22 protein-coding genes and 2 pseudogenes are annotated in these 23,796 nt (G+C 29.2%); 23 read left to right on the top strand and 1 reads right to left on the bottom strand.

The features are described from left to right. Position 1: 1 nt before the first annotated feature. From CSPB_RS05310 to CSPB_RS05255, 13 genes are all read left to right on the top strand, one after another. On the top strand, positions 2-553 hold the full coding sequence (locus CSPB_RS05310; RefSeq protein ID WP_089193451.1) for a rhomboid family intramembrane serine protease: 552 nt from the start codon (positions 2-4) through the stop codon (positions 551-553). Next, entirely contained in the window at positions 554-1,354 is an 801-nt protein-coding gene (locus tag CSPB_RS05305) for a ferritin-like domain-containing protein (RefSeq protein ID WP_089193450.1), read from the top strand. Further along, complete coding sequence (locus CSPB_RS05300; RefSeq protein WP_033915862.1) at positions 1,351-1,845, top strand: SixA phosphatase family protein; 495 nt, start codon at positions 1,351-1,353, stop codon at positions 1,843-1,845. The genes CSPB_RS05305 and CSPB_RS05300 overlap by 4 nt, the downstream gene beginning before the upstream one ends. A 69-nt stretch (positions 1,846-1,914) precedes the next feature. Then, positions 1,915-3,105 (top strand): efflux RND transporter periplasmic adaptor subunit, encoded by a 1,191-nt coding sequence (locus tag CSPB_RS08680; RefSeq protein ID WP_033915861.1) that lies wholly within the window; start codon positions 1,915-1,917, stop codon positions 3,103-3,105. Positions 3,106-3,108: 3 nt separating this feature from the next. Beyond that, positions 3,109-5,046, top strand: a complete 1,938-nt coding sequence (locus CSPB_RS08675) for a MacB family efflux pump subunit (RefSeq protein WP_033915860.1) — start codon at positions 3,109-3,111, stop codon at positions 5,044-5,046. 1 nt (position 5,047) lies between these two features. Further along, positions 5,048-6,373: a TolC family protein gene (locus CSPB_RS05290; protein ID WP_161492190.1), complete on the top strand. Its 1,326-nt coding sequence runs from the start codon at positions 5,048-5,050 to the stop codon at positions 6,371-6,373. Between the two features lie 67 nt (positions 6,374-6,440). Further along, positions 6,441-7,664 (top strand): ankyrin repeat domain-containing protein, encoded by a 1,224-nt coding sequence (locus tag CSPB_RS05285; protein ID WP_089193448.1) that lies wholly within the window; start codon positions 6,441-6,443, stop codon positions 7,662-7,664. A 147-nt stretch (positions 7,665-7,811) separates the two neighbouring features. Beyond that, positions 7,812-8,984 carry an ADP-forming succinate--CoA ligase subunit beta gene (gene sucC / locus CSPB_RS05280; RefSeq protein WP_089193447.1) on the top strand — a complete coding sequence of 391 codons (1,173 nt, stop codon included), beginning with the start codon at positions 7,812-7,814 and terminating at the stop codon, positions 8,982-8,984. Continuing rightward, a complete protein-coding gene (gene sucD / locus CSPB_RS05275) occupies positions 8,984-9,859 on the top strand; it encodes a succinate--CoA ligase subunit alpha (protein WP_089193446.1) in 876 nt (291 codons plus the stop codon). The genes sucC and sucD overlap by 1 nt, the downstream gene beginning before the upstream one ends. A 10-nt stretch (positions 9,860-9,869) precedes the next feature. Further along, on the top strand, positions 9,870-10,181 hold the full coding sequence (locus CSPB_RS05270; RefSeq protein WP_089193445.1) for a 4Fe-4S binding protein: 312 nt from the start codon (positions 9,870-9,872) through the stop codon (positions 10,179-10,181). Then, entirely contained in the window at positions 10,178-11,299 is a 1,122-nt protein-coding gene (locus CSPB_RS05265) for a 2-oxoglutarate synthase subunit alpha (protein WP_089193444.1), read from the top strand. Before CSPB_RS05270 ends, CSPB_RS05265 begins: the two co-directional genes overlap by 4 nt. Before the next feature lies 1 nt (position 11,300). Continuing rightward, positions 11,301-12,146, top strand: a complete 846-nt coding sequence (locus CSPB_RS05260; protein ID WP_033915853.1) for a 2-oxoglutarate ferredoxin oxidoreductase subunit beta — start codon at positions 11,301-11,303, stop codon at positions 12,144-12,146. Continuing rightward, entirely contained in the window at positions 12,143-12,688 is a 546-nt protein-coding gene (locus tag CSPB_RS05255; RefSeq protein WP_089193927.1) for a 2-oxoglutarate:acceptor oxidoreductase subunit OorC, read from the top strand. The genes CSPB_RS05260 and CSPB_RS05255 overlap by 4 nt, the downstream gene beginning before the upstream one ends. Positions 12,689-12,895: 207 nt before the next feature. Here CSPB_RS05255 and CSPB_RS05250 read toward each other — a convergent pair whose 3' ends face one another. Continuing rightward, positions 12,896-13,141: a helix-turn-helix domain-containing protein gene (locus CSPB_RS05250; RefSeq protein ID WP_033915852.1), complete on the bottom strand. Its 246-nt coding sequence runs from the start codon at positions 13,139-13,141 to the stop codon at positions 12,896-12,898. A 286-nt stretch (positions 13,142-13,427) separates the two neighbouring features. Here CSPB_RS05250 and CSPB_RS05245 point away from each other — a divergent pair, with 286 nt between their 5' ends. From CSPB_RS05245 to rpsL, 10 genes and pseudogenes are all read left to right on the top strand, one after another. Next, a complete protein-coding gene (locus tag CSPB_RS05245) occupies positions 13,428-14,216 on the top strand; it encodes an HrcA family transcriptional regulator (protein WP_089193443.1) in 789 nt (262 codons plus the stop codon). Beyond that, positions 14,213-14,770, top strand: coding sequence for a nucleotide exchange factor GrpE (gene grpE / locus CSPB_RS05240; protein WP_089193442.1), 558 nt, complete (start codon positions 14,213-14,215; stop codon positions 14,768-14,770). The genes CSPB_RS05245 and grpE overlap by 4 nt, the downstream gene beginning before the upstream one ends. Before the next feature lie 27 nt (positions 14,771-14,797). Beyond that, positions 14,798-16,678, top strand: a complete 1,881-nt coding sequence (dnaK, locus tag CSPB_RS05235) for a molecular chaperone DnaK (protein WP_089193441.1) — start codon at positions 14,798-14,800, stop codon at positions 16,676-16,678. A 198-nt stretch (positions 16,679-16,876) separates the two neighbouring features. Then, positions 16,877-17,440: pseudogene (locus tag CSPB_RS09120) on the top strand (PDC sensor domain-containing protein); the annotation flags it as partial. Positions 17,441-18,460: 1,020 nt separating this feature from the next. Beyond that, positions 18,461-18,862 (top strand): annotated as a pseudogene (locus tag CSPB_RS09115) (methyl-accepting chemotaxis protein); the annotation flags it as partial. A 347-nt stretch (positions 18,863-19,209) separates the two neighbouring features. Further along, positions 19,210-20,193, top strand: a complete 984-nt coding sequence (locus tag CSPB_RS05225) for an agmatine deiminase family protein (RefSeq protein ID WP_089193440.1) — start codon at positions 19,210-19,212, stop codon at positions 20,191-20,193. Positions 20,194-20,196: 3 nt separating this feature from the next. Beyond that, positions 20,197-21,075, top strand: a complete 879-nt coding sequence (locus CSPB_RS05220; RefSeq protein ID WP_089193439.1) for a cation diffusion facilitator family transporter — start codon at positions 20,197-20,199, stop codon at positions 21,073-21,075. Positions 21,076-21,099: 24 nt separating this feature from the next. Continuing rightward, a complete protein-coding gene (locus CSPB_RS05215; protein ID WP_089193438.1) occupies positions 21,100-21,978 on the top strand; it encodes a carbon-nitrogen hydrolase in 879 nt (292 codons plus the stop codon). Between the two features lie 66 nt (positions 21,979-22,044). Next, entirely contained in the window at positions 22,045-23,253 is a 1,209-nt protein-coding gene (gene nhaA, locus CSPB_RS05210) for a Na+/H+ antiporter NhaA (RefSeq protein WP_193625349.1), read from the top strand. A 104-nt stretch (positions 23,254-23,357) separates the two neighbouring features. Beyond that, positions 23,358-23,738 carry a 30S ribosomal protein S12 gene (gene rpsL / locus CSPB_RS05205; RefSeq protein ID WP_033916220.1) on the top strand — a complete coding sequence of 127 codons (381 nt, stop codon included), beginning with the start codon at positions 23,358-23,360 and terminating at the stop codon, positions 23,736-23,738. Positions 23,739-23,796: the final 58 nt, after the last annotated feature.

The raw sequence follows: 23,796 nt of genomic DNA, 5'->3' as shown, positions 1-23,796 counted from the left end.
TATGAATAAAAAATTATATTTCTCTTCATTTGTCATTGCAATAAACTGCCTTGTGTATTTTTTACACTATTTTGTGTTTAATACTAATAAATTTAGTATATTATTTGGTCTTAATTCCCTTTGTATATATTATGGTTTTTATTGGCAGCTTGTAACATCTATGTTTTTACATGGATCATTTATGCATTTGGCTATGAATATGGTTGTTTTGTATCAGTTTGGATCCATACTTGAGCGGTTTTTAGGCGGGATTAAATTTATGCTTATTTATTTGCTTGGTGGAATTATTACAAATTTATTAAGTCTTGTTTATATATGGTATAACGGATATTACAAAGGTATAGATATAAATACAATTGGAGCAAGTGGTGCCATATGTGTTTTACTTGGATTTATGGCTTTTATAGATAAATACAATGCAAAAGGACTTTTTATAGCTTTGATTTTGATGAGTTTTGCACCGCTTTTAATGGGTATAAATGTAGCTTGGTATGCCCATTTACTTGGATTTGGTATAGGGTATTTAAGCGGTAAAATAGTTAGGAAATATTAGATGTTTTTTGTCAAGTTAGAAGATATTTTATTTCAAAACAATCCAACAGAAAAAATTTCTAAATTTAAAAACTTTTATGATGAGTTTAAGTATGGAAATTTAGAATTTGAAAAAAATTTTAAACCCAAAACTTTAGTAACGCCTAGTTATGCTTCATTTTGTGATGTAAAATCTATGCGTGAAATGAAGATAAAATATCCAAAAGAAAAAAACTTTGCTGCATTTGTGCATTCTATAGCACACATAGAATATAGTGCCATAGATATAGCCTTAGACGCTGCGTATAGATTTGCAAATTTGCCCTGTGAGTATTATTTAGACTGGCTTGAAGTTGCAGATGATGAGATTAGGCATTTTGAAATGATTTGTGAGTATTTGCAAACTTTGGGCTATAAATACTCTGATTTTGCCGTTCATGACGGTCTTTTTATAGCTATGCAAAAAACTGAGAATTCTTTTTTAAATAGAATGGCACTTCTTCCAAGATATATGGAAGCAAACGGACTTGATGCAAATATGCATATGGAGAGCAAAATTTCTAAAAATAGCGATAAAAAACTCACAAATATTTTAAGCATAATACTTGATGAAGAAATTTCTCATGTAAAAAAAGGAGATAAGTGGTTTAAATTTGCGTGCAAGCAAAATAATCTTAATCCTGATATTTATATAAATATCGTAAAATCTCTCTATCCTAATGCGTTTAAACAAAAAAGAGAGTTAAATATAAATGCAAGATTAAAAGCTGGGTTTAGTAAATTTGAAATAGAGCAAATAATGAACTTAATGGAGCAAAAATGAAAAAGGTATATTTTATAAGACATGCAAAATCATTTAATAATTATGATTGCAAAGATATAGATAGAAGCATAAATCAAAAAGGTGAAAAACATATAAAATTTATGGCAAATTTGCTAAGAGATAAAGGTATTATGCCAGATATTATAATTTCTAGTAATGCAAAAAGAGCGTTTCAAACTGCTAAAATTATTTCCGATGTTGTGGGATTTCAAAGCCAAATAGTTCAAAAAAAAGAGCTTTATAATTCATCTTTGAGTGATTTTTTAAAAGTGTTTCATGAAATTGATGACAAATTTAAAACTGTGTTTATTATAGCTCACAATCCTTGTATATCTGAGATATGTGAACTTCTAAGCAATTCAGTGATAGATCATATGCCAACTAGCTCCATTTTTTGTATCGAGTTTGAACAAGATTGCTTTAAAAATATACAAAACCATAGTGGAAAAGTTATATTTTTTGACTATCCAAAATTGCATAAAAATAAATAAATTTAACATTTTATTCACATTAATTATATAAAATTACTTTCTAAATTTTTAAATTTATAAGCGGTGTATATGAAAAAAACTATCAAATATATTATTTTGTTTGCTATTTTAATAGCGGTTGGATATGGAATTTATGCTAAATTTATAAAAAAAGAAGAAAAAATTGAGTTTATAACTACAAATGTAAAAAGAGGCGATATAGTTAAAAGCGTAGAAGCAACAGGCAAAATTTATCCAAAAGATAGCGTTGATCTTGGTGCTCAAGTTTCAGGACAGATAAAAAAACTATATGTTGAGATTGGCGATATAGTGAAAAAAGGCGATATGATTGCTGAAATTGATGATATAAAGCAAAAAAATAAGATTGATGACCTAAAAGCGTCTCTTAGTATATTTAAAGCAAAATTAAACTCAGCAAATATAGCAAAAGAAGTAGCTGAAAATAAATATAAAAGAGAGTTAGATTTATACAAAGCAAATGCAACTTCAAAAGAAAATTTAGAAAAGACAAAAGATGAATTAAGTTTGGCTAAAGCAAGCCTAACCGAAATTCAAGAGCAGATTAAACAAACCGAAATTTCGCTTTATACTGCTCAAACTGATTTAGGTTACACAAAAATAGTTTCTTCTCTTGATGGAGTTGTGATATCAATACCTGTTAAAGAAGGCCAGACTGTAAATGCCACGCAAACAACTCCTACTATAGCAAAAATTGCTAATTTAAATACATTAGAAGTAAGAGTTGAAGTTCCAGAAGGCGATATAAATAGTGTTAAAATCGGGCAAAAAGTAAAATTTGGAACTCTTGGAGATATAAATTTAGATTATAATGCAACTATATCAAGTATAGATCCTGCAGATAAAACATATAGTGATGAAAATTCTGATATAAAAGGCAGTTCTGCTTCCGCAAATAGCTCAAATGCCGCTGTGTATTATTATGCAAAATATTATATAGAAAATGATAATAATTATTTTAAAATAGGCATGACTATAGAAAATTCAATTATTATAAATAATGCCAAAAATGTTTTAATGGTTCCTTCCATAACTATAAAAAATGATGAAAATTCGCATTTTGTTTTATTAAAAGATGAACAAAATGATGTAAAAAAAGTTGGCGTCGAAGTAGGTCTTAGTGATGGTATAAATACACAGATAATATCTGGATTAAAAGAAGGTGATGAGGTTATAACAAACAAGCTTAGTGCTAAAGAGTTGGAAAATTTAATTGAAAATAGAAAAATGAGAATAAGGTAAAATTTGAGTTTATTAAAACTTGTTAATATTTGTAAAAATTTTGGAACAGCCAAAAATCCAACAAAAGTTTTAAAAAATATAAGCTTAGAAATAAATAGTGGAGAATTTATCGCTATAATTGGTCAATCTGGCTCAGGAAAATCAACACTTATGAATATTTTAGGTTGTCTTGATATCCCAAGTAGTGGCGAATATTATATAGATAATAATCTTATATCAAATTTTGACAAAGATAAATTAGCACTTTTAAGAAGAAAAAAATTTGGCTTTATTTTTCAAAGATACAATCTTCTTTCTGGTATCAATGCTACCGAAAATGTAGCACTTCCTGCTGTTTATGCTGGTATTAATTATGATAAAAGAATCAAAAGAGCAAAAGAGCTTTTAGAAAATTTAAATCTTTCTCATAGGCTAACATATTATCCAAGTGAGCTTAGTGGCGGACAACAACAGCGTATAAGCATAGCAAGATCGCTTATGAATGGTGGAGAGATTATTTTAGCTGATGAACCAACTGGCGCCCTTGATTCTAAAAGTGGAGAACTTGTTTTAAAAATACTTGAAGATTTGCATAAAATTGGTCACACTATCATACTTGTAACGCATGATTTAGGGGTTGCAAATCATGCAAAAAGAATTATAGAAATAAAAGATGGCGAGATTATAAAAGATGAAAATAAAAACGAAAATGAAAATTTTGTCCAAAAAAATATTGATAAAATAGATAGTAAAAATTCTTTATTTGCCATAAAAGATATGTTTGTTGAGTCATTTAAAATGGCAGTAGGAGCTATTTTATCTCATAAATTAAGATCACTTCTTACTATGCTTGGAATTATAATAGGCATAGCATCCGTTGTTTCTGTAGTTGCTATAGGCAAAGGTTCTCAAGAAAAAATACTAGCTGATATCAATGCAATGGGAACAAATACTATAACCATTTTTCCTGGCAAAAGTTTTGGTGATATGAGGGCAAATAATGTTAGGAGTTTAAGTATCAGCGATACAAGACTTTTAAATAAACAAAGTTATGTAATGAGTGTTACGCCAAATACATCTACAAACGGAACTTTAACTTTTCGCAATTTATCTTATACAGGCTCACTTCGTGGCGGGAACGAACAGAGTATAAATGTAAATGGTTTGAAGTTGGAAGATGGGAGATTTTTAGATAAAAACGATGTTGTAAACAGTGCTTCTGTTGTTGTGATAGATAGCAATACAAAAAATAATTTTTTCCCAAACTCAAATCCTATCGGTAAAGTTTTGCTTTTTAATAAACAACCATTAAAGATTATTGGGGTTTTAGAGCCAAATGATAACTTTGGAGACGCCGAAACATTACGTATTTACGCACCTTATACTACGGTTATAAATAAAATAACAGGAGATAGAAATATAAACTCAATTACCATAAGAATAAAAGATAATGTAAATATGCAACTGGCTCAATTTGCCATCACTGAATTAATATCTACAAAGCACGGAAAACAGGATTTTTTTATAAGAAACTCAGATAGTATACGACAAACCGTAGAAAGTGCAACAGGAACTATGAGAATTCTTATATCCGCAGTTGCTCTTATCTCACTTATAGTTGGTGGAATTGGTGTTATGAATATAATGCTTGTTTCTGTTACAGAGCGAACAAAAGAAATTGGACTTAAAATGGCAATAGGTGCGAAAAGTAGAGACATACTTATGCAGTTTTTAGTTGAAGCTATTTTAATATGTGTAATAGGTGGTATTTTTGGCTTAATGCTATCTTTTGGAATAGGTTTTATTTTTATGTATTTTGTATCTTCTTTTGCGATGGCATATTCCATAACTTCTATCATAGTAGCACTTATATCTTCTATGTTTATAGGCATTATTTTTGGTTTTATGCCTGCAAAAAATGCAGCAAATTTAAACCCAATAGATGCACTTTCAAGGGAATAAAATGAAAAATTTAATAATAATTTTTATGATTATTTTTAGCGGTTGTGCTATGAAAGAGTATGATTTTACTTCGCCTATTGGAGATGTAAATGAGAGTTATTATGAGCAAAATTTATCTTGGTGGGAAGGTTATGATAATGTTTTGCTGAGCAAAACAATGCAAACAATACTTGAAAATAATCTTGATTTCAAAAATAGTAATTTAAATATAGATAAATTTATGGCTTATCTTGGTCTATCAAGAGCGGATTTGTTACCAACTTTTGGTGCAAGTTACAATGCGTCTGCAAATAAAAATATAGATGAAAATTCAAATAGCGATATAAATTTTAAAAGTTCATTGAGTGTATCTTATGAGATTGATTTGTTTGGTAAATTTATGGATAAATATAAACAATCAGCTTTGCTGCTAAATGCCTCAAAACTTGATTTAAACGCACTTGATCTTAGTATAAAAAGCGATAGCGTTAGCACATTTTTCAACCTAATGTATCTGCAAAATTCTAAAGATAAAATTTATAAAATGAAGCAAAATTATGAGAAATTAAAAGAAATTATAGTGGCTAAATTTAATTACGGAAGAGCCGATAAATTAGAGGTTGAGCAGATAAATCAGTCTTTATTGCAAACAGATGAAAAGATTTTAAATATAAATACGCAAATTTACACAACTCGAGAAAAATTAAAAAATTTAATGTATTCACAAAATTTACCAAATTTAGAAAATTATAGTATTTTAGATACAAAACTTCTTGGTATATCAAGGAAAATTCCTCTTGAAATTCTCTCAAATAGACCAGATGTAAAAGCAGCAGAACTTAGACTAAAAGCTGCATTTTATAACTATAAATATACTTTTAAAAGTTTATATCCAAACATTACAATAGGTGCTTCCCTTAATTCAAATGAGCAAAAATTTGATGATAGTTTTAAGCTAAATTTTTTAAACGGAAATATACAAATAACACTTCCTTTTTTAGATTTTGCTAGGGTTAAAAATAATATTAAGATTTCTGAGATTGAGTATGAAATGGCTAAAAACGACTTTTTAACAAAATTAAATAGTGCAATAAATGAATTTTATAGAGCATTTTTAGACTATGAAAATTATAAGCTTAAGTTTGAAAATACTAGTAAAATTTTAACTCATAGTATAAATATCACAAAATATTATCAAATACGATATGATAGTGGTAAAAACGAACTTTATGATCTTTTAAATTCTCAAAATACAAAGTTAAATTATGAATTAAATTTACTATATGATAAATATATTTTACTTCAAAACGAAAATTTAATATACAAAATAGTAGGTGGTAAAATTTAAAATAATTTCATAAAAGAAAAATATTTTGATACAATTAGACCTGTAATTATTAAATTTAGGGATTAATATGAGAGTTTTATTTTTGATATTTTTATCATCCGTTTTGATGTTTTCTAAAGTTTTAGATGATAACAAGATTAGTTGCGATGAAATAAAAGAGTATAAAGATGAAATTTTTTCAAATTTAGATATAGATTTTTTAAATACACAAATCGATTTTAACTGCGAAAATTCTTTATTAAATTTAGATTTTTTAAATAAATTATTTGATATTAGTAAAGAAATAAGGGGTGATAGGTTAAATTGTAAGGGTATTGTGTATAATGCAAAGCAAAAAGAGTTTAAATTTCTTCTTTTAAAAGCTGGTGTTGCACCTGAGATTTACGCAAAAACATTAAATGATGAAAATGGCAAAATTGCTGATGATAACAGAGCTTATTTTAGATTTTGGGCTTATAATAGTATAGGAAATTTTGAGTTATTTAACAATTTTTGGAAAGAATATAATGCAAATATGTCAAATCTTGTCTCTTTTTATAAAAAAAGAGAGATAGATGAAGGAAGTGCCATATTTTATGCAACAAAAGTTATGAATGACTTTTTAAATTTTTCAGTTGGAGATTTTTCATATACTATAATGGGGAAGGTTCCTGATATTACTGATTTTGAAAAGCGTATATCAAATCCAAATTTCGATTTATATGGTTTGCAAGAAATTCTTTTTAAAGATAAATATTCGCAAAGTGAACTTAGCAATGCTTTAAATATATCTCTTTTGCATGAAAAAAGTGTTAAATTTTTAGAAGAACTTCTTAAGATGGGCGCAAAAGTAAATGAAGGAAGCGAGTCATCGATATTTTTTGCTCTAAAAAATATAAATAACATTAAATTTTTGCTTAAAAATGGAGCAGATATTAACTATAAAAATACATTTGGAAAAACTCCTATTTTTTATACTGTTGGCTTTAATGATTTAAATACAACAAAATTTCTAGTACAAAATGGTGCTGATATAAATGCAACATATATAAGTAAAAATGAGAAATTTGCAATAAATTCAAATATAGGAATGGTAACACTGCCTTTTTATCAAAATTTATGTGATTTAGAGCATACTTCAAGAACTCTTTTTATGCATGCTGCACAACATTCAAATGTAGAAATGTTAAAATTTTTAATGCAAAGCGGGGCTGATATAAATGCCGTAGATGACCTTGGTTATAATGCTTTGGATTATGCAAAATTAGGAAACAAGAGCGAAAATATAAAATTTTTAGAAAATTTGAAATAAGAGTGTAGATATATTTAGCTTAAATTTTTATAAATTTAATTAAAATTTATTATAAAATAAATATAATAAGTTAATTTATAAAACATTGTTTATTTTTATTAAATTCATATATACTTACAATAACTAAACACTTAATAAAGGAGTATCATGAATATTCATGAATATCAAGCTAAAGAGCTTCTTGATGATTTTGGTATAAATGTAGCTAAAGGTAAGATCGCGTTTAATCCAAATGAAGCTCTTAATGCCGCAAAAGAAATAGGTGGAAATGTTTGGGCTATAAAAGCTCAAATTCATGCGGGCGGTAGAGGTCTTGGCGGAGGTGTAAAGATCGCTAAAAATTTAAATGAAGTTGAAAAATATGCAAATGACATCATAGGTATGAATCTTGTTACAGCTCAAACTGGCAAAGAGGGTAAACTTGTTAAAAAGGTTTATATAGAGCAAGGCACAGATATAGCTAAGGAGTTTTATTTAAGTTTTACATTTGATAGAAAGAGTGAAAAAATAGGGCTTATAGCTTCAGCTGAAGGCGGAATGAGTATAGAAGAAGTTTCTCATAAAAATCCAGAGCTTATAAAAAGCATTTTGATAGATCCGCAAATTGGACTTTGTGATTTTCATTCTATGGAAGTTGCTTCTTTTTTGAAATTTGATAAAGATTTAAGTATTAAATTTTCAAATTTACTTACAAAACTTTATAAACTATACATAGATACTGATGCAAATTTAGTTGAGATAAATCCACTTGTTTTAACTACTCAAAATGAATTTATTCCTCTTGATGCTAAAATGGGATTTGATGATAGTGCAATGTATAGACAAGAAAAAATAGCTAAAATGCGTGATTTAGATGAAGAAGAACCAAGCGAAGTTGAGGCTAAAAATTATGGTTTAAGTTATGTAAAGCTTGATGGAAATATAGGTTGTATGGTAAATGGTGCTGGTCTTGCTATGGGAACTATGGATACTATAAATTCAGTTGGCGGCAAACCAACAAATTTTCTAGATGTTGGTGGTGGAGCAAGCCCTGAGACTGTTGCTAAAGCTTTTGAGATTATACTTAGAGATAAAAATGTAAAAGCGATATTTGTAAATATTTTTGGCGGTATTGTAAGATGTGATAGAATAGCAAATGGCATTTTAGAAGCTACGAAATTAACAAAAGTAAGCGTTCCTGTTGTAGTAAGGCTTGATGGAACAAACTCAAAAGAAGCAATGGAAATTTTAAAAAGTGCAAATATAGAAAATATAATCTCAGTTGATGGTCTTGAAGATGGTGCAAAAATGGCAATTAAGCTAGCAAAGGAAGGTAAATAATGAGTATTCTAGTAAATAAAACCACAAAAGTTATAGTTCAAGGTTTTACTGGCAAAGAAGGTACTTTTCACTCTGAGCAATGCTTAGCTTATGGTACAAATATAGTTGGTGGAGTTACACCTTTTAAGGGTGGACAAACCCATCTTGGAAAACCAGTTTTTAATACCGTTAAAGAAGCTGTTGATGCAACTAAAGCCGAGGTTTCTTTGATATTTGTTCCTGCTAGATTTGTTGCAGATGGTATCATAGAAGCTGCAAATGCTGGTATAAAATTAGCAGTTGTTATAACAGAACACACTCCTGTTAATGATATGATTAGGGCAAAAAATTATGCAAATAAGTGTGGTATGATGATGATAGGACCAAATTGTCCAGGCATTATAAGTTCAGATGAGTGTAAACTTGGCATTATGCCAGGAATGGTATTTAAAAAAGCAAAAACAAATATAGGCCTTATTTCAAAATCAGGAACTCTAACTTATGAGGGTGCAAATCAAATCATAAATGAAGGTTATGGCATATCAACAGCTGTTGGTATCGGAGGAGATAGCATTATAGGTTTAACTTATAGTGAGCTTTTACCTATGTTTGAAAAAGATGAAGAAACAAAGGCTATTGTTATGATAGGCGAAATTGGTGGAAATTTAGAAATTCAAGCTTGTGAGATTATAAAGTCGCAAATAACAAAACCAATTATTGCTTTTATAGCGGGTCAGTCTGCACCAAAAGGTAAGAGAATGGGGCATGCTGGTGCAATTATAAGTGGCGAAGATAGCACTGCAAAAGGAAAAATGAAAGCTTTAAGCGATGTTGGTGTTTATGTTGTGGAGAGTCCAGCACACATAGGCTCTAAGTTAAAAGAGATACTTGGTTAAAGGAAAATAAATGGATAATGAAAATAGACCTGTTTGGGTTGATGAGTCAAGATGTAAAGCGTGTAATATATGCGTTAGCTACTGTCCTAGTGGCACAATTGCTATGAGAGAGGAAGTTTCTGCTATTAGTGGCACAATGATAGAAGTTGTTAATCCTGATTCATGTATTGGGTGTAGAGAGTGTGAAAATCACTGTCCTGATTTTGCAATTTTTGTTGCAGATAAAGGTTTTAAATTTGCTAAACTCACAGAAGAATCAAAACAAAGAGCGGCAAAAATTAAAGCAAATAACTATCAAAAATTGCAAGGAGAACTAGCATGAGAGAGCTTATAACAACAGGAAATTCTTTGGTTGCACAAGCAGCAATTGAGTGTGGCTGTAAATTTTTTGGTGGCTATCCTATAACACCATCAAGTGAAATTGCTCATGAGATGAGTCGTTTGTTGCCAAAAAATGGTGGACATTTTATACAAATGGAAGATGAAATTTCTGGTATAAGTGTAGCTCTTGGTGCTTCAATGAGCGGAACAAAAGCAATGACTGCAAGTAGTGGACCTGGAATTTCTTTAAAATCTGAGCAAATAGGTCTTGGTTTTATTGCTGAAATTCCTTTGGTTGTTGTTGATGTTATGAGAGGTGGTCCTTCTACTGGGTTGCCAACAAGAGTAGCACAAGGCGATATAATGCAGACTAAAAATCCTACTCATGGCGATTTTGCTAGTATTACATTGGCACCTAGTAGTTTAGATGAAATTTATTCTCAAACAATTAAGGCTTTTAATCTTGCAGAACGTTTTATGACTCCTGTATTTTTACTTTTAGATGAAACTATAGGTCATATGCAAGGAAGAGCTTTTATTCCAGATGTTAAGGATATTAAAATAATAAAAAGAGCCCAGTTTAGTGGCGATCCTAAAGAGTATTATCCTTATAATGCTAAAGAAGATGAGCCAGCAACACTAAATCCATTTTTTAAAGGATATCATTATCATATAACAGGTCTTCATCATGGTATAACTGGGTTTCCAACAGAAGACGGGTCTATAGTTGATTATAATATAAAAAGACTATTTAATAAAATTAATGCTCATAAAGATGAGATAATAGAATACGAAGAGTATATGTTAGATGATGCAGATATTTGTGTAATATCATATGGCAGTGTGTCTCTTAGTGTAAAAGTAGCTATAGAGGAGTTAAGAAAACAAGGAAAAAGAGTTGGTCTTTTTAAACCAATTACTCTTTGGCCAAGCCCTGAAGAAAAATTAAAAGAAATAGGAGCTAAATTTAAAAATGTATTAGTTGCTGAGCTAAATATGGGGCAATACTACGGAGAAATAAAAAAATGTATGCTAAGAGATGATATACAAACACTTCTTAAAGCAAATGGAAGACCTATTTCACCAAGTGAAATTATACAAAAAGTTATGGAGTTTTAAAATGGCAATTGATTATAATAAATATTTAAGAGCAAATAAAATGCCGACATTATGGTGTTGGGGATGCGGTGATGGAGTTATTTTAAAAACTATTATAAGAGCCATACATGAACTTGGTTGGAATATGGATGATGTTTGTATAGTAAGTGGTATAGGTTGCTCTGGAAGACTTAGTTCTTATGTGGATTGCAATACTGTTCATACAACTCATGGTAGAGCTATTGCTTATGCAACTGGTATAAAACTTGCAAATCCAAATAAACATGTTATAGTTGTAACAGGAGATGGAGATGGTTTGGCAATAGGTGGAAATCACACGATTCATGGTTGTAGAAGAAATATAGGGCTTAATCATATTCTTATAAATAACTTTATTTATGGTCTTACAAATTCTCAAACAAGTCCTACAACTCCACAAGGTTTTTGGACTGTAACAGCACAATATGGCAATATAGATCCTCATTTTGATGCTGCAAAGCTTGCAATTGCAGCAGGAGCGACATTTGTAGCAAGAGAGAGTGTTTTAAATCCGGATAGAATAGTAAAAACTCTTGTAAAAGGTTTTTCGCATGATGGTTATAGCTTTTTCGATATTTTTTCAAACTGCCATATAAACTTAGGTAGAAAAAATAAAATGGGCGAAGCTACAAAAATGTTAGAATGGCTTGATAGTAAAATAGTAAATAAAATAAAATTTGATCAAATGAGCGAAGAAGAGAGAAAAGATTTATATCCTACTGGTATATTACATGAAGATAATTCTAAAATAGAGTATAGCAAGGCATATGATCAAGTTATTAAAGCTGCTAAAGATGGAGTTGCTATAGATTGGGAGATGATAAAATGAGACGCAATTTAAGATTTGTTGGTGTTGGTGGTCAAGGTGTAATTCTTGCTGGAGAGATATTATCATCTGCTAAAATTGAAGATGGTGGATATGGAGTGAAAGCATCTACTTACACATCTCAGGTTAGGGGCGGTCCAACTAAAGTTGATATACTGCTTGATGATGAGCCTATACTCTATCCTTATGCAAATGATGGAGAAATAGAATTTATGCTTGCTACTGCACAAGTTAGTTATGATGCTTTTAAAGATGGTGTCAAACAAGGAGGCATAATAGTAATAGAGCCAAATTTAGTAAAACCAACAGATGAAGACAAAGAAAGATATAAAATCTATGAGATACCTATTATTTCTATAGCTAAAGATGAGGTTGGTAATGTTATAACTCAAAGTGTAATTGCTTTGGGTCTGGCAGTTGGCTTTACAAATGTTATGGATAAAGATGTTGTTAGAAAAAAGATGATAGAAAGTGTTCCTAAAAAATTTCAAGAATTAAATTTAAAAGCTTATGATTTAGGATTAAAATACTCTAAAACATTATAATATTTTTAGTATAGACAAAGATATTTTGTCTATACTATTTTATTTTTCTCTTTATATATTTTATTCTTTTTTTTATTTTATTTATTTCACTAAAAAAGTTCGAGTAAAAACTTTTGTAAAAATCAATAAATTTACTATTTCTATTTACACATATAACTGAAAATACCTGTTCTAATTCCATTTTTTCTTTACTTGTAAGCTTTTGCATTACTCTTTTAGTCCTTTTTTTATTTTTGATAACACATACATAATATCTTCTTTTTCAAGTTCACAAAGCATTTCAAAAGCTGCTTGAACTGCTTGTGGTTTTGAGTTTCCAAGTCTCCAATCTTGATATGTTCTCATAGACACATTAAGTTTTTTAGCCATTTGTGCATGCGAAATTTTTTTACCCATATATTTGGATTCTACTGCATTATGCAACAGGTTAAAGATATCATTTGTTTGAATCATTTAGAAATTATACAGATTATATTATTAAATATGTATTAAATATTATATAAATTTATATATTTTGTATAAAAATAATATAAAATACATTATAAATAGTTTTAATAGTATTAAATATAATATATTTAATCATTTTTATACGGAAAAAATTATAATATATACATTATTTTACATTTAGTCATATTTACTAAATAAAATTAAATATATTTTTTTAGGTTAAAATACTTGACAAATAACCACTCAATGTTGTATAATACCACTAGCAATTAAAGTTAGAGAGTGCTAGATAATGAAAATAAATAAAAGAGATTTTATACTTGAATCCATTATAAAGTCGTATCTAAGTGACAATACTCCAGTTGGCTCAAATGAGTTGTGCTTAAAGATTAATGAAAGTATTCCACCATCTACGATTAGAGTTTATTTCAAAAAACTCAGCGATGAGGGAGCTATAACACAACTTCATATTAGCGGAGGTAGAATTCCTACAGTTTGTGCTATGAATGAATATTGGAAAAGTATATTAAATTTAGATGAATTGCTTGTTATAAATGACAAACATGCACTAAGTTTTTTGATTAAAAATTTTGGAATTTATTGCATAATTTTTGAAAATAAAAAACAAATTCTAAAAGATGTTGTAAATTATAGAGATAGGTTTATTATACTTGATTTTGATGGCGAAGAACTAGTTTTAAAATTTAATATCAAAATATATAAGCTTTTATTAAATTTAGTTGGCATTGATTTGGATGAATTAGAAAAATTCTGTATACAAATAGGAGCTAGTGAGCTTAGAAAAAAAATAAATCAACTAAATACATCCAAAATTTTATTTAGAGATAATGAGTTTATGTTGTTCAATATTTTTAAAGATGACAAGTTTAAATTTATGCTTGATTGCAATATTTTAAAATATATAAAAAACAGTATTTATATTATACCAAATGAAAATGAAGGTTTTATGGCAATTAAAAGAAATGTTATTTTTGAAGATGAAAAATCTACAATGATATGTTTAGGAAGTGTTTATAATGATTATGATAAATTTTTTGAAAACTTAAAGGATGTGGCATGAATGAAGAAAAACTAGAACAAGAAAACACGCAAAACTTAGATGAAAATTTAAATTTTAATGATGATGAAAATGTAAGTTTTGAAAATCTTGACAAAGAAGATATTAAAGATGAGCAAGTAGTTGAAAATGATGAACTAGCTGAGTTAAAGGCTAAATTTATAAGGACTGTTGCAGACTTTGAAAATATTAAAAAAAGAATGGATAAAGAAAAAATTGTAGCAGTTGAGTTTGCAAATGAAGGTTTTGCAAGAGATTTACTTCCTGTTTTAGATGCCCTTGAAATGGCCATAAAAATGGATGTATCTCAAAATGAACTTGCTAAGAATATAAAAGATGGAGTTGAAATGACAATATCTTTATTTATGAAAAACTTTGAAAAATACGGTATTACACCTATAAAAACAGATGGTAAATTTAATCCAGAGCTTCATAATGCTATAAACATTATAGAAGTAGAAGGTAAAGAAAGTGGTGATATAGTCGAGGTTTATCAAAAAGGATATAAATACAAAGATAGAATTTTACGCCCATCTATGGTTGTAGTTGTAAAATAAATTTAAAAATTAATGAAAGGTTAGAAAATGGGAAAAGTTATAGGAATAGATTTAGGAACAACAAATTCTTGTGTTGCTATTTATGAGCATGGAGAAAGTAAAGTTATACCAAATAAAGAGGGTAAAAACACAACTCCTTCTGTGGTTGCTTTTACAGATAAGGGTGAAATTTTAGTTGGAGATACAGCAAAAAGACAAGCTGTTACAAATCCTAAAAAGACTATTTATTCTATAAAAAGGATAATGGGTCTTATGATGAATGAGCCAAATGCGCAAGAGGCAAAAAATAGACTTCCTTACGCAGTAGTCGATAGAAATGGTGCATGCGCTATAGATATAGATGGCAAAATTTACACTCCACAAGAGATTTCTGCTAAAGTTTTGATGAAGTTAAAAGAAGACGCAGAAAGCTACCTTGGAGAAAAAGTTGTAGATGTGGTTATCACAGTTCCTGCGTATTTTAATGATAGTCAGAGAAAAGCGACAAAAGAAGCTGGAACTATAGCAGGACTTAATGTTTTAAGAATAGTTAATGAGCCAACTGCTGCTGCACTTGCTTATGGATTAGATAAAAAAACAGCCGAGAAAATCGTTGTTTATGATTTAGGTGGCGGAACATTTGATGTCACCGTTCTTGAAACTGGCGATAATGTTGTTGAGGTTCTTTCAACTGGCGGTAATGCGTTTTTAGGTGGTGATGATTTTGATAATAAACTTATAGATTTTTTAGTTAGTGAGTTTAAAAGCGAGAGTGGAATAGATTTAAAAAGTGATGTTATGGCACTTCAAAGATTAAAAGAAGCAGCTGAAAACGCTAAAAAAGAGCTTTCAAGTGCTATGGAAACGACTATAAATTTACCATTTATTACAGCTGATGCAACTGGTCCAAAACACCTTACAAAAACTATAACAAGAGCTAAATTTGAAAGTATGATTGATTCTTTAGTTGCTGAGACAATCACAACTCTAAATAAAGTTGTAAAAGAGGCTGGCTTAGATAAGTCAGATGTAAAAGAAGTAGTTATGGTTGGTGGTTCAACTCGTGTTCCATTAGTTCAAGATGAAGTTAAAAAAGCATTTGGAAAAGATCTTAACAAATCTGTAAATCCTGATGAAGTTGTTGCTATTGGTGCTGCTATTCAAGGTGCTGTTATAAAAGGCGATGTAAAAGATGTTTTACTTCTTGATGTTACGCCGCTAAGTCTTGGTATCGAAACTTTGGGTGGCGTTATGACAAAAGTTATAGAAAAAGGAACTACAATTCCAACTAAAAAATCTCAAGTTTTCTCAACTGCAGATGATAATCAAAGTGCAGTTACGATCCATGTTTTACAAGGCGAGAGAGAATTTAGTAGAGATAATAAATCTTTGGGTCAGTTTAATCTTGAAGGTATTCCACCTGCACCAAGAGGAGTTCCGCAAATAGAAGTTGAGTTTGATATAGATGCAAATGGTATTTTAACTGTTTCAGCTAAAGATAAAGCAACAGGTAAAGCACAAAATATCACAATTTCTGGCTCAAGCGGTCTTAGTGAAGAAGAGATAAATAAAATGGTAAATGATGCAGAAGCTCACAAAGAAGAGGATAAAAAACGTAAAGAATCAGTTGAAGCTAGAAATAGTGCTGATGCGTTGGCTCATCAAACTCAAAAAAGCTTAGATGAATTAGGAGAAAAAATACCTTCAGAAGATAGAGCAAAAATAGAAGCAGCCTTAAATGATCTTAAAGAGACCCTAAAAGACGAGAATGCTTCAAAAGATCAAATTGACGCAAAAGTTAAAGCATTAAGCGATGTTAGTCATAAGCTTGCTGAGAGCATGTATAAAAATAAAGATAATACTAATGGGCAAAACACATCTGATAAAAATAAAAAAGATGATGATGTTATAGACGCAGAAGTCGAATAAAATTTTCAAGGGAATCTTTTCCCTTGAATTTTTAACTAATAGTTACATTGAAATAAAATCTACTTAAAATATCTAATTTTTTTTGTTTACAATATTTTCTAAATTTATTTATTATGTATTGACAACGGGGGGGGAGTGATATAATTTATCATTTAAAATTACTAACTAAAAAATTATTAATTTATAAGGAGTATTTTTATGTTGAGTAAAGTTTCAAGCAAGGTTTCGCTTATTATTCTTTTTTTGTTAGCCGTTTCTTTTACAGTTTTTTCTTTTATAAACTATAATTCGACTAAAAATGTTGTTTTAAGCGAATCTATGAGCAATAAAAAAACTATAACTAAATCAGTAGAAATGTATGTTGAACAATATATTAAAACACGCGTTTTTGCTATAAATAATTTTGCCAAGTATTTAGGAGCAAATCCTTATCTTTTAGATGATAAGGATGCTATTAGGTCTAGATTAGAAAGTATAGGTCCTGTACTTGATTTTCAAGAATTTTATGTTGGCTTTGCAGATACTGGAGAGGTTTATAGTATAATTTTTAATGGTGATGGAACTACAAAATTCGAAATACATGGTAAACAGATAAATTATGATGCTAGAAATACAGATTGGTATAAAGGCGCATCTAGTGATACTTCTAGAGCATATGTTTCAAAGATATATATAGAGAATAACAAAATTGTTGTTAGTCTTGCAAGAGCAATTGTTGTAGATGGAAAAGTAGTTGGTGCTGTAGGAACAGATATACATACAGAAATATTGTCTAATGCAGCAAATAGTTTAAAACCTACAAAAACATCCCTAGTAAATATAATGGATTTAAATTCCAATCAAATATTAGCACATCCAAATAAAGAATTTGTAATGTCGAATTCAAAAGATGCCGTAGATGCTTTTAATACATTTACAAGTAAATTTAAAGAATTTGGAAACAAACCTTTTGAATATGACTTTATGGGAGATCATAAAGTTGGTGCTTGCGAAAAATACGAAGCTGCTAACTGGCTTATTTGTTCAGCAAACTCAATGAGTGATTATGATAGCACACTAAGTTATATAATTAAAAGTCAAAGTGTAACTTCAACTATATTTATTATACTTATAGTATCTATCTTAACTTTCATAATAACAAGAGCTTTAAAACCAATCTCTATAATCCAATCAGGTCTAAACAATGTATTTAAATTTATAAATCATGAATCAAAAGATGCTAATACAATAAATGTAAAAACAAAAGATGAATTTGGAGCTATGGCTAAAGCTATTAATGAAAACATTGAAAAAACTAAAAAGAATTTATCTGATGAAGAAGTATTTATAAAACAAGCTAATACATTTGTAGATGAGATAAAAGAAGGTAACTTCTTAGTATCATTTGAAGCAAATTCTTCAAATCCAGCACTTAATAATCTAAAAGAAGCATTTAAAGAGTTACAAACAACATTAGTCTCACTTATAGCAGATAATGGACATAATATACTAAATTTATTAAAATCTTTCCAAAACAAAGACTTTACAACTTCTATAGAAGATAAAGGTGTTATTGCTCAAGGTATAAATACTTTAGGCATTGAAATATCAAATATGCTTAAACAAAATCTATCTCAAGCAGAGAGCTTACAACAAAAATCAGATCTATTATCTAAAGCAGTAGATCAAATAACAGCTTCAGCTAAAAAACAAGCTAGTTCACTTGAAGAAAGTGCAGCTGCAGTTGAAGAGATGTCTAGCTCAATGAACTCAATTAATCAAAAAACAACAGAAGTTATAGCTCAAAGTGAAGAGATTAAAAATGTTATAACTATTATAAAAGATATATCAGAACAAACTAATCTTCTAGCACTTAATGCTGCTATAGAAGCAGCAAGAGCTGGAGAAGCAGGAAGAGGATTTGCAGTTGTTGCTGATGAAGTTAGAAAACTTGCTGAAAAAACAGGTAAATCTTTAACTGAGATAGAAGCTAATGTAAATGTTTTAACTCAATCAATAAATGAGATGAGTGAAAGCATTAGAGAACAAACTGAAGCAATATCTATGATAAATAACTCTGTAGCTGATGTAGATGCTTTAACAAAAGAAAATGTTAATATTGCAAACAATACAAACAGCATTACAAAAGAACTTGATACTATGTCTAAAGATATAGTTGAGAGTGTAAGGAATAATAGGTTTTAAATTAATCCCCCTTAATATATAAATTTTCTAGATGCTTAAAGCATCTAGAAGTAAACTATTAAAATAAACTATATCTTATAAATACTTTGTTTTTGTTTATCAGTAATTAATGCTTTTGGTAAATTTAAGTTATTAAATGCTTTTTGTAATTTCTTATACAATTTTTCAAAATCAACACCAGCTACTCTAGTTTCGCTTATGGTTGTGATAAGTATGACATATAGAATTTTTAGAATTTGAAATTTAAAAATAAACTACATTTTAAATACTCTGTTTTTGTTTATCAGTAATTAAGCATATTGATAAAAAACTATGTTATAATTCACAAAAATTTTTAAGGATAATTAATGATAAAAAGAGCTTTTGGAGAGTGGGAAGAACAAGAACTTATAATGCTTTCTTTGCCTCATGAAAATAGCGATTGGAATGAGTATTTAGATGAAATTTTACTTTCATATGAAAATTTTGTAAAAGCGATTATTCCTTATCAAAAAGTCCTTTTAATAGCTCCAAATTCAAATATTTTTGAGAAAATATTTTCTAAATTTGATAATGTTTATTTTATGCAAATTCCTACAAACGATACTTGGATTAGAGATTATGGTGCTATAGATGTTATGAATGGCGATAAAATTATAAGTTATGATTTTAAATTTAATGCTTGGGGTAATAAATTTAATGCTAGTCTTGATAATAATGTAAATAAAATTCTTTTTGAGAATTATTTTAAAACTGAGTTAAAAGAGATTAATCTTATACTTGAAGGTGGTAGCATAGATTTTAACGGAAATGGCGTAATGCTTACAACAAAAGAGTGTTTGTTAAATCGCAATAGAAATAGTTCTATGAATAAAGATGAACTTGATATAGAGCTTAAAAATCTTTTTGGTTTAAAACAGATTATTTGGCTTGAAAATGGATTTATAGATGGTGACGATACCGATTCTCATGTAGATACTTTAGCTAGATTTATAGATGAAGATACCATTGCTTACTCGATCAGCGAAAATCCAAAAGACAAAGAATATATGGCACTTTTAGATATGCAAAAAGAGTTAAGAAAAACTGAATTTACACTGATTCCATTACCATTGCCGCAGGCTAAATTTTATAATGGCAAAAAACTAGGTGCAACATATGCAAATTTTGTTTTTATAAATGAAGCTTTAATAGTCCCAACATATAATGATAAAAATGATGAAATTGTTATAAATAGACTCAAAAAAGCATTGCCCGGTAGAAAAATTGTAGGTGTTGATGCGACTGTATTTATAAGACAAAATGGTTCTTTGCATTGTTCTACTCAAAATAGATTTATTGGAAAAAGATAATTAATGCATATTGATAAATTAGAAAAAACCGCACCAATTGTTGCTGGAACAACGGCTGTTTTGCTTGCTATTATAAAGTTAATTGCAGGACTTATGAGTGGTTCTATTTCTGTTTTAAGCTCGGCAATTGATTCTATGTTAGATTGCATAGTTTCCGGATTTAACTATTTTGCACTTAGAAAATCACAACAAGGACCAAATGATAAATTTAATTTTGGTTATGGCAAACTAGAAGCGTTGGTTGCATTTTTAGAAGGTTTATTTATAATCGGTATTGGTATATTTATTTGCATTCAAAGTATCCAGAAATTTTATGCTAAAAACCATGATTTTAACATAGATATTGGTTTATATGTGATGATTTTATCACTTGTAATTACAGGTATTTTAATACTTTATCTTAATTTTATTTCTAAAAAAAGTGGTAACCTTATCATCAAAACAGATGCTTTGCATTATCAAACTGATTTTTTGACAAATTTAGCAATTATAATTACTTTGATAATTATCAAATTTACAGGTCTTACGATAATAGATGCTATTTTTGGTATCATTATAAGTATCTACATAGTATTTAGTGCTATAAAAATCATAAAAGAAGGCATTTATACTCTTCTTGATGGTGCTATAGATGAAAATATAGTAGATGATATAACTAAATTTATTATTTCGAGAGACGATGTTACTGATTTTCATGATTTAAGAACAAGAAAAAGTGCAAAAACCTGTTTTTTTTATATACATATGGTTTTTCATCCAGGAATTTCACTTTCAAAAGCACATGCTATAGGCGATGAAGTAGAGCATTATATACAAACAAAATACGATAGTTATTCATGGATTATAAATTTGCATTTTGATCCAATAGATGATTCAGATTAATAATAAATAAAAAAAGGTTTAGAAATGGCAAAAATATTAAAAGTTGGTATTATTTCGCATCAGTATTGTGGTAGTAAAACTGCAACTATAGAAAAAACGGTTTGTCTTATAGAACAAACTGTAAATAGCGGTGCAAATTTGGTTGTTTTGCAAGAACTTCATCAAGAAGCTTATTTTTGTCAAAACGAAAATGTGGATTTTTTTGATTTAGCAAATGATTATGAAAGTGATTTGGCTTTTTGGTCTAATGTTGCAAGAGAGTATAAAATAGTTTTAGTAACTTCTCTTTTTGAAAAACGCTCAGCTGGAATTTATCATAATAGTGCTGTTGTTTTTGATATTGATGGAAAAATAGCTGGAAAATATAGAAAAATGCATATACCAGATGATCCAAATTTCTATGAAAAGTTTTATTTTACACCAGGAGATCTTGGTTATAATGCAATACAAACAAGTGTTGGAAAATTAGGAGTTTTGATATGTTGGGATCAGTGGTATCCCGAAGCTGCCAGACTTATGTGTTTAAATGGTGCAGAAATTTTGATATATCCAACTGCAATTGGTTGGTTTGATAATGATACAGATGATGAAAAAAAACGCCAACTTGATGCATGGATAGCAGTTCAAAGAGGTCATGCTGTAGCAAATGGAGTTCCAGTAGTTGCGGTAAATAGAATTGGTTTTGAAAGCGATGGAAAAGATGGCGGAATTAGATTTTGGGGAAATAGTTTTGCTTTTGGTCCGCAAGGAGAAGAAATATTTAGTTCAAATAGCACAGATGAACTTTCAAGTGTAGTTGAAATAGATATGATAAGATCTGAAAATGTGCGTAGATGGTGGCCGTTTTTGAGAGATAGAAGAATTGATAGTTATTTTAATATAACAAAGCGTTTTGTGGATTGATTTTTTAATAATCTCTTAAGCTTAAAATTGTAGAATTACTTTTTATTTACTATTTACTATGAAATTATGCAAGGAAATTATTTGACAACTTTTGTAAAAAAAATATTTAAAAGTGAAACAACTGGCGGTGTATTTCTACTTATTGCTACTATTTTAGCTCTAGTTTTTCAAAATTCATCTTTGATGCATAATTTTTATCATTTTATTTTAGAATTTCCTATAGTTATTGGTATTGGTGATTATGTATTAGATAAACCATTTGAATTTTGGGTAAATGATGCCTTGATGGCTATATTTTTCTTTTCTATTGGCTTAGAGTTAAAAAGAGAGATGATAGAAGGTCAATTAAAGCATTTTTCACAAGTATTTTTACCAAGTTTTGCTGCTCTTGGAGGAGTTATTTTCCCTGCTATTATTTTTAGTATCATAAACTGGGGTAATGAATTTGCTATGCGTGGATGGGCTATACCAACAGCAACAGATATTGCTTTTGCAGTCGGAGTTCTTGCTATTTTAGGGAAAAGAATTCCATCAAGTCTTAAGATTTTTATCTTAACACTTGCTATAATGGATGATTTATGTGCTATAGTCATAATTGCACTTTTTTATTCTACTAGTCTTAACTTTGCTTTTTTAATTGGTGCTTTGATATGCACTCTTATACTTATATTTATATCAAAAAAAGGTGTTGATAGTAAGGGTATATTTATTTTATTTAGCATTATTCTTTGGATTTGTGTATTAAACTCTGGAGTTCATGCAACTATAGCTGGAGTTATAGCAGGATTTACAATACCAATTTATAATGAAAATAACGGCACTTCAATGTTAAAAGAGATGGAACATTCGCTTTCTATACCTATAAATTTCCTTATTTTGCCGATATTTGCGTTTGTGAATGCTGGAATAAATTTGCAAGGCATGTCACTAGATTATCTTTTAAGTCCGGTTCCATTAGGTATTTTTGCTGGATTATTTTTTGGAAAGCAATTTGGTGTATTTTTATTTAGCTATATAGTTATTAAACTTAAATTTGCAACATTACCACAAAATGCTACTTGGAAACAATTGTATAGTATAGCAATAATATGTGGCATTGGTTTTACAATGGCACTTTTTGTTGCCAATCTTGCTTATTTGCCAGATCCTTTGAGATATCATCAAACTGATAAATTAGCCATTTTGCTTGCTTCTGTTATATCTGGTGTAGTTGGCTATATAGTAGCTAGAGTTTTTGGCAACAATCCAGACGGTTCTCCTAAAAATCATAAATAAAATTATTTAGCCTTTGATATTTAAAGGGCTTTTTTAACTTCTTTTAAGACAATTTTAAATATAATCAATTTTCTGATTAAAAATTAATGATGAAAGGAAGTAATGTGCCAACCATAAATCAATTGGTTAGAAAAGGACGCAAGAAAATTACCGAGAAATCAAAATCTCCTGCGTTAAAAGATTGTCCTCAAAGGAGAGGAGTTTGCACGAGAGTTTATACTACAACTCCTAAAAAACCAAACTCAGCTCTTAGAAAAGTTGCCAAAGTAAGGCTTACTAGTGGCTTTGAAGTAATTAGCTATATAGGTGGTGAAGGACACAACCTACAGGAACACTCAATAGTACTTGTTCGTGGCGGTCGTGTTAAAGACTTACCTGGTGTTAAATATCATATAGTTCGCGGAGCTCTTGATACTGCTGGAGTTGCTAAAAGAACTGTTTCTAGATCTAAATACGGTGCTAAACGCCCAAAAGATAGCAAATAATATAAATATAGTTTATTTTAACAGACTTACTATTTTTTGAGTAATGTTTGAGTAAAAT

The sequence above is a fragment of the Campylobacter sputorum genome (assembly GCF_002220775.1).
Lineage (GTDB): Bacteria > Campylobacterota > Campylobacteria > Campylobacterales > Campylobacteraceae > Campylobacter_F > Campylobacter_F bovis.
The sequence above is the reverse complement of the archived record's forward strand: the minus strand, read 5'-3'. Positions and strand labels throughout refer to the sequence as shown.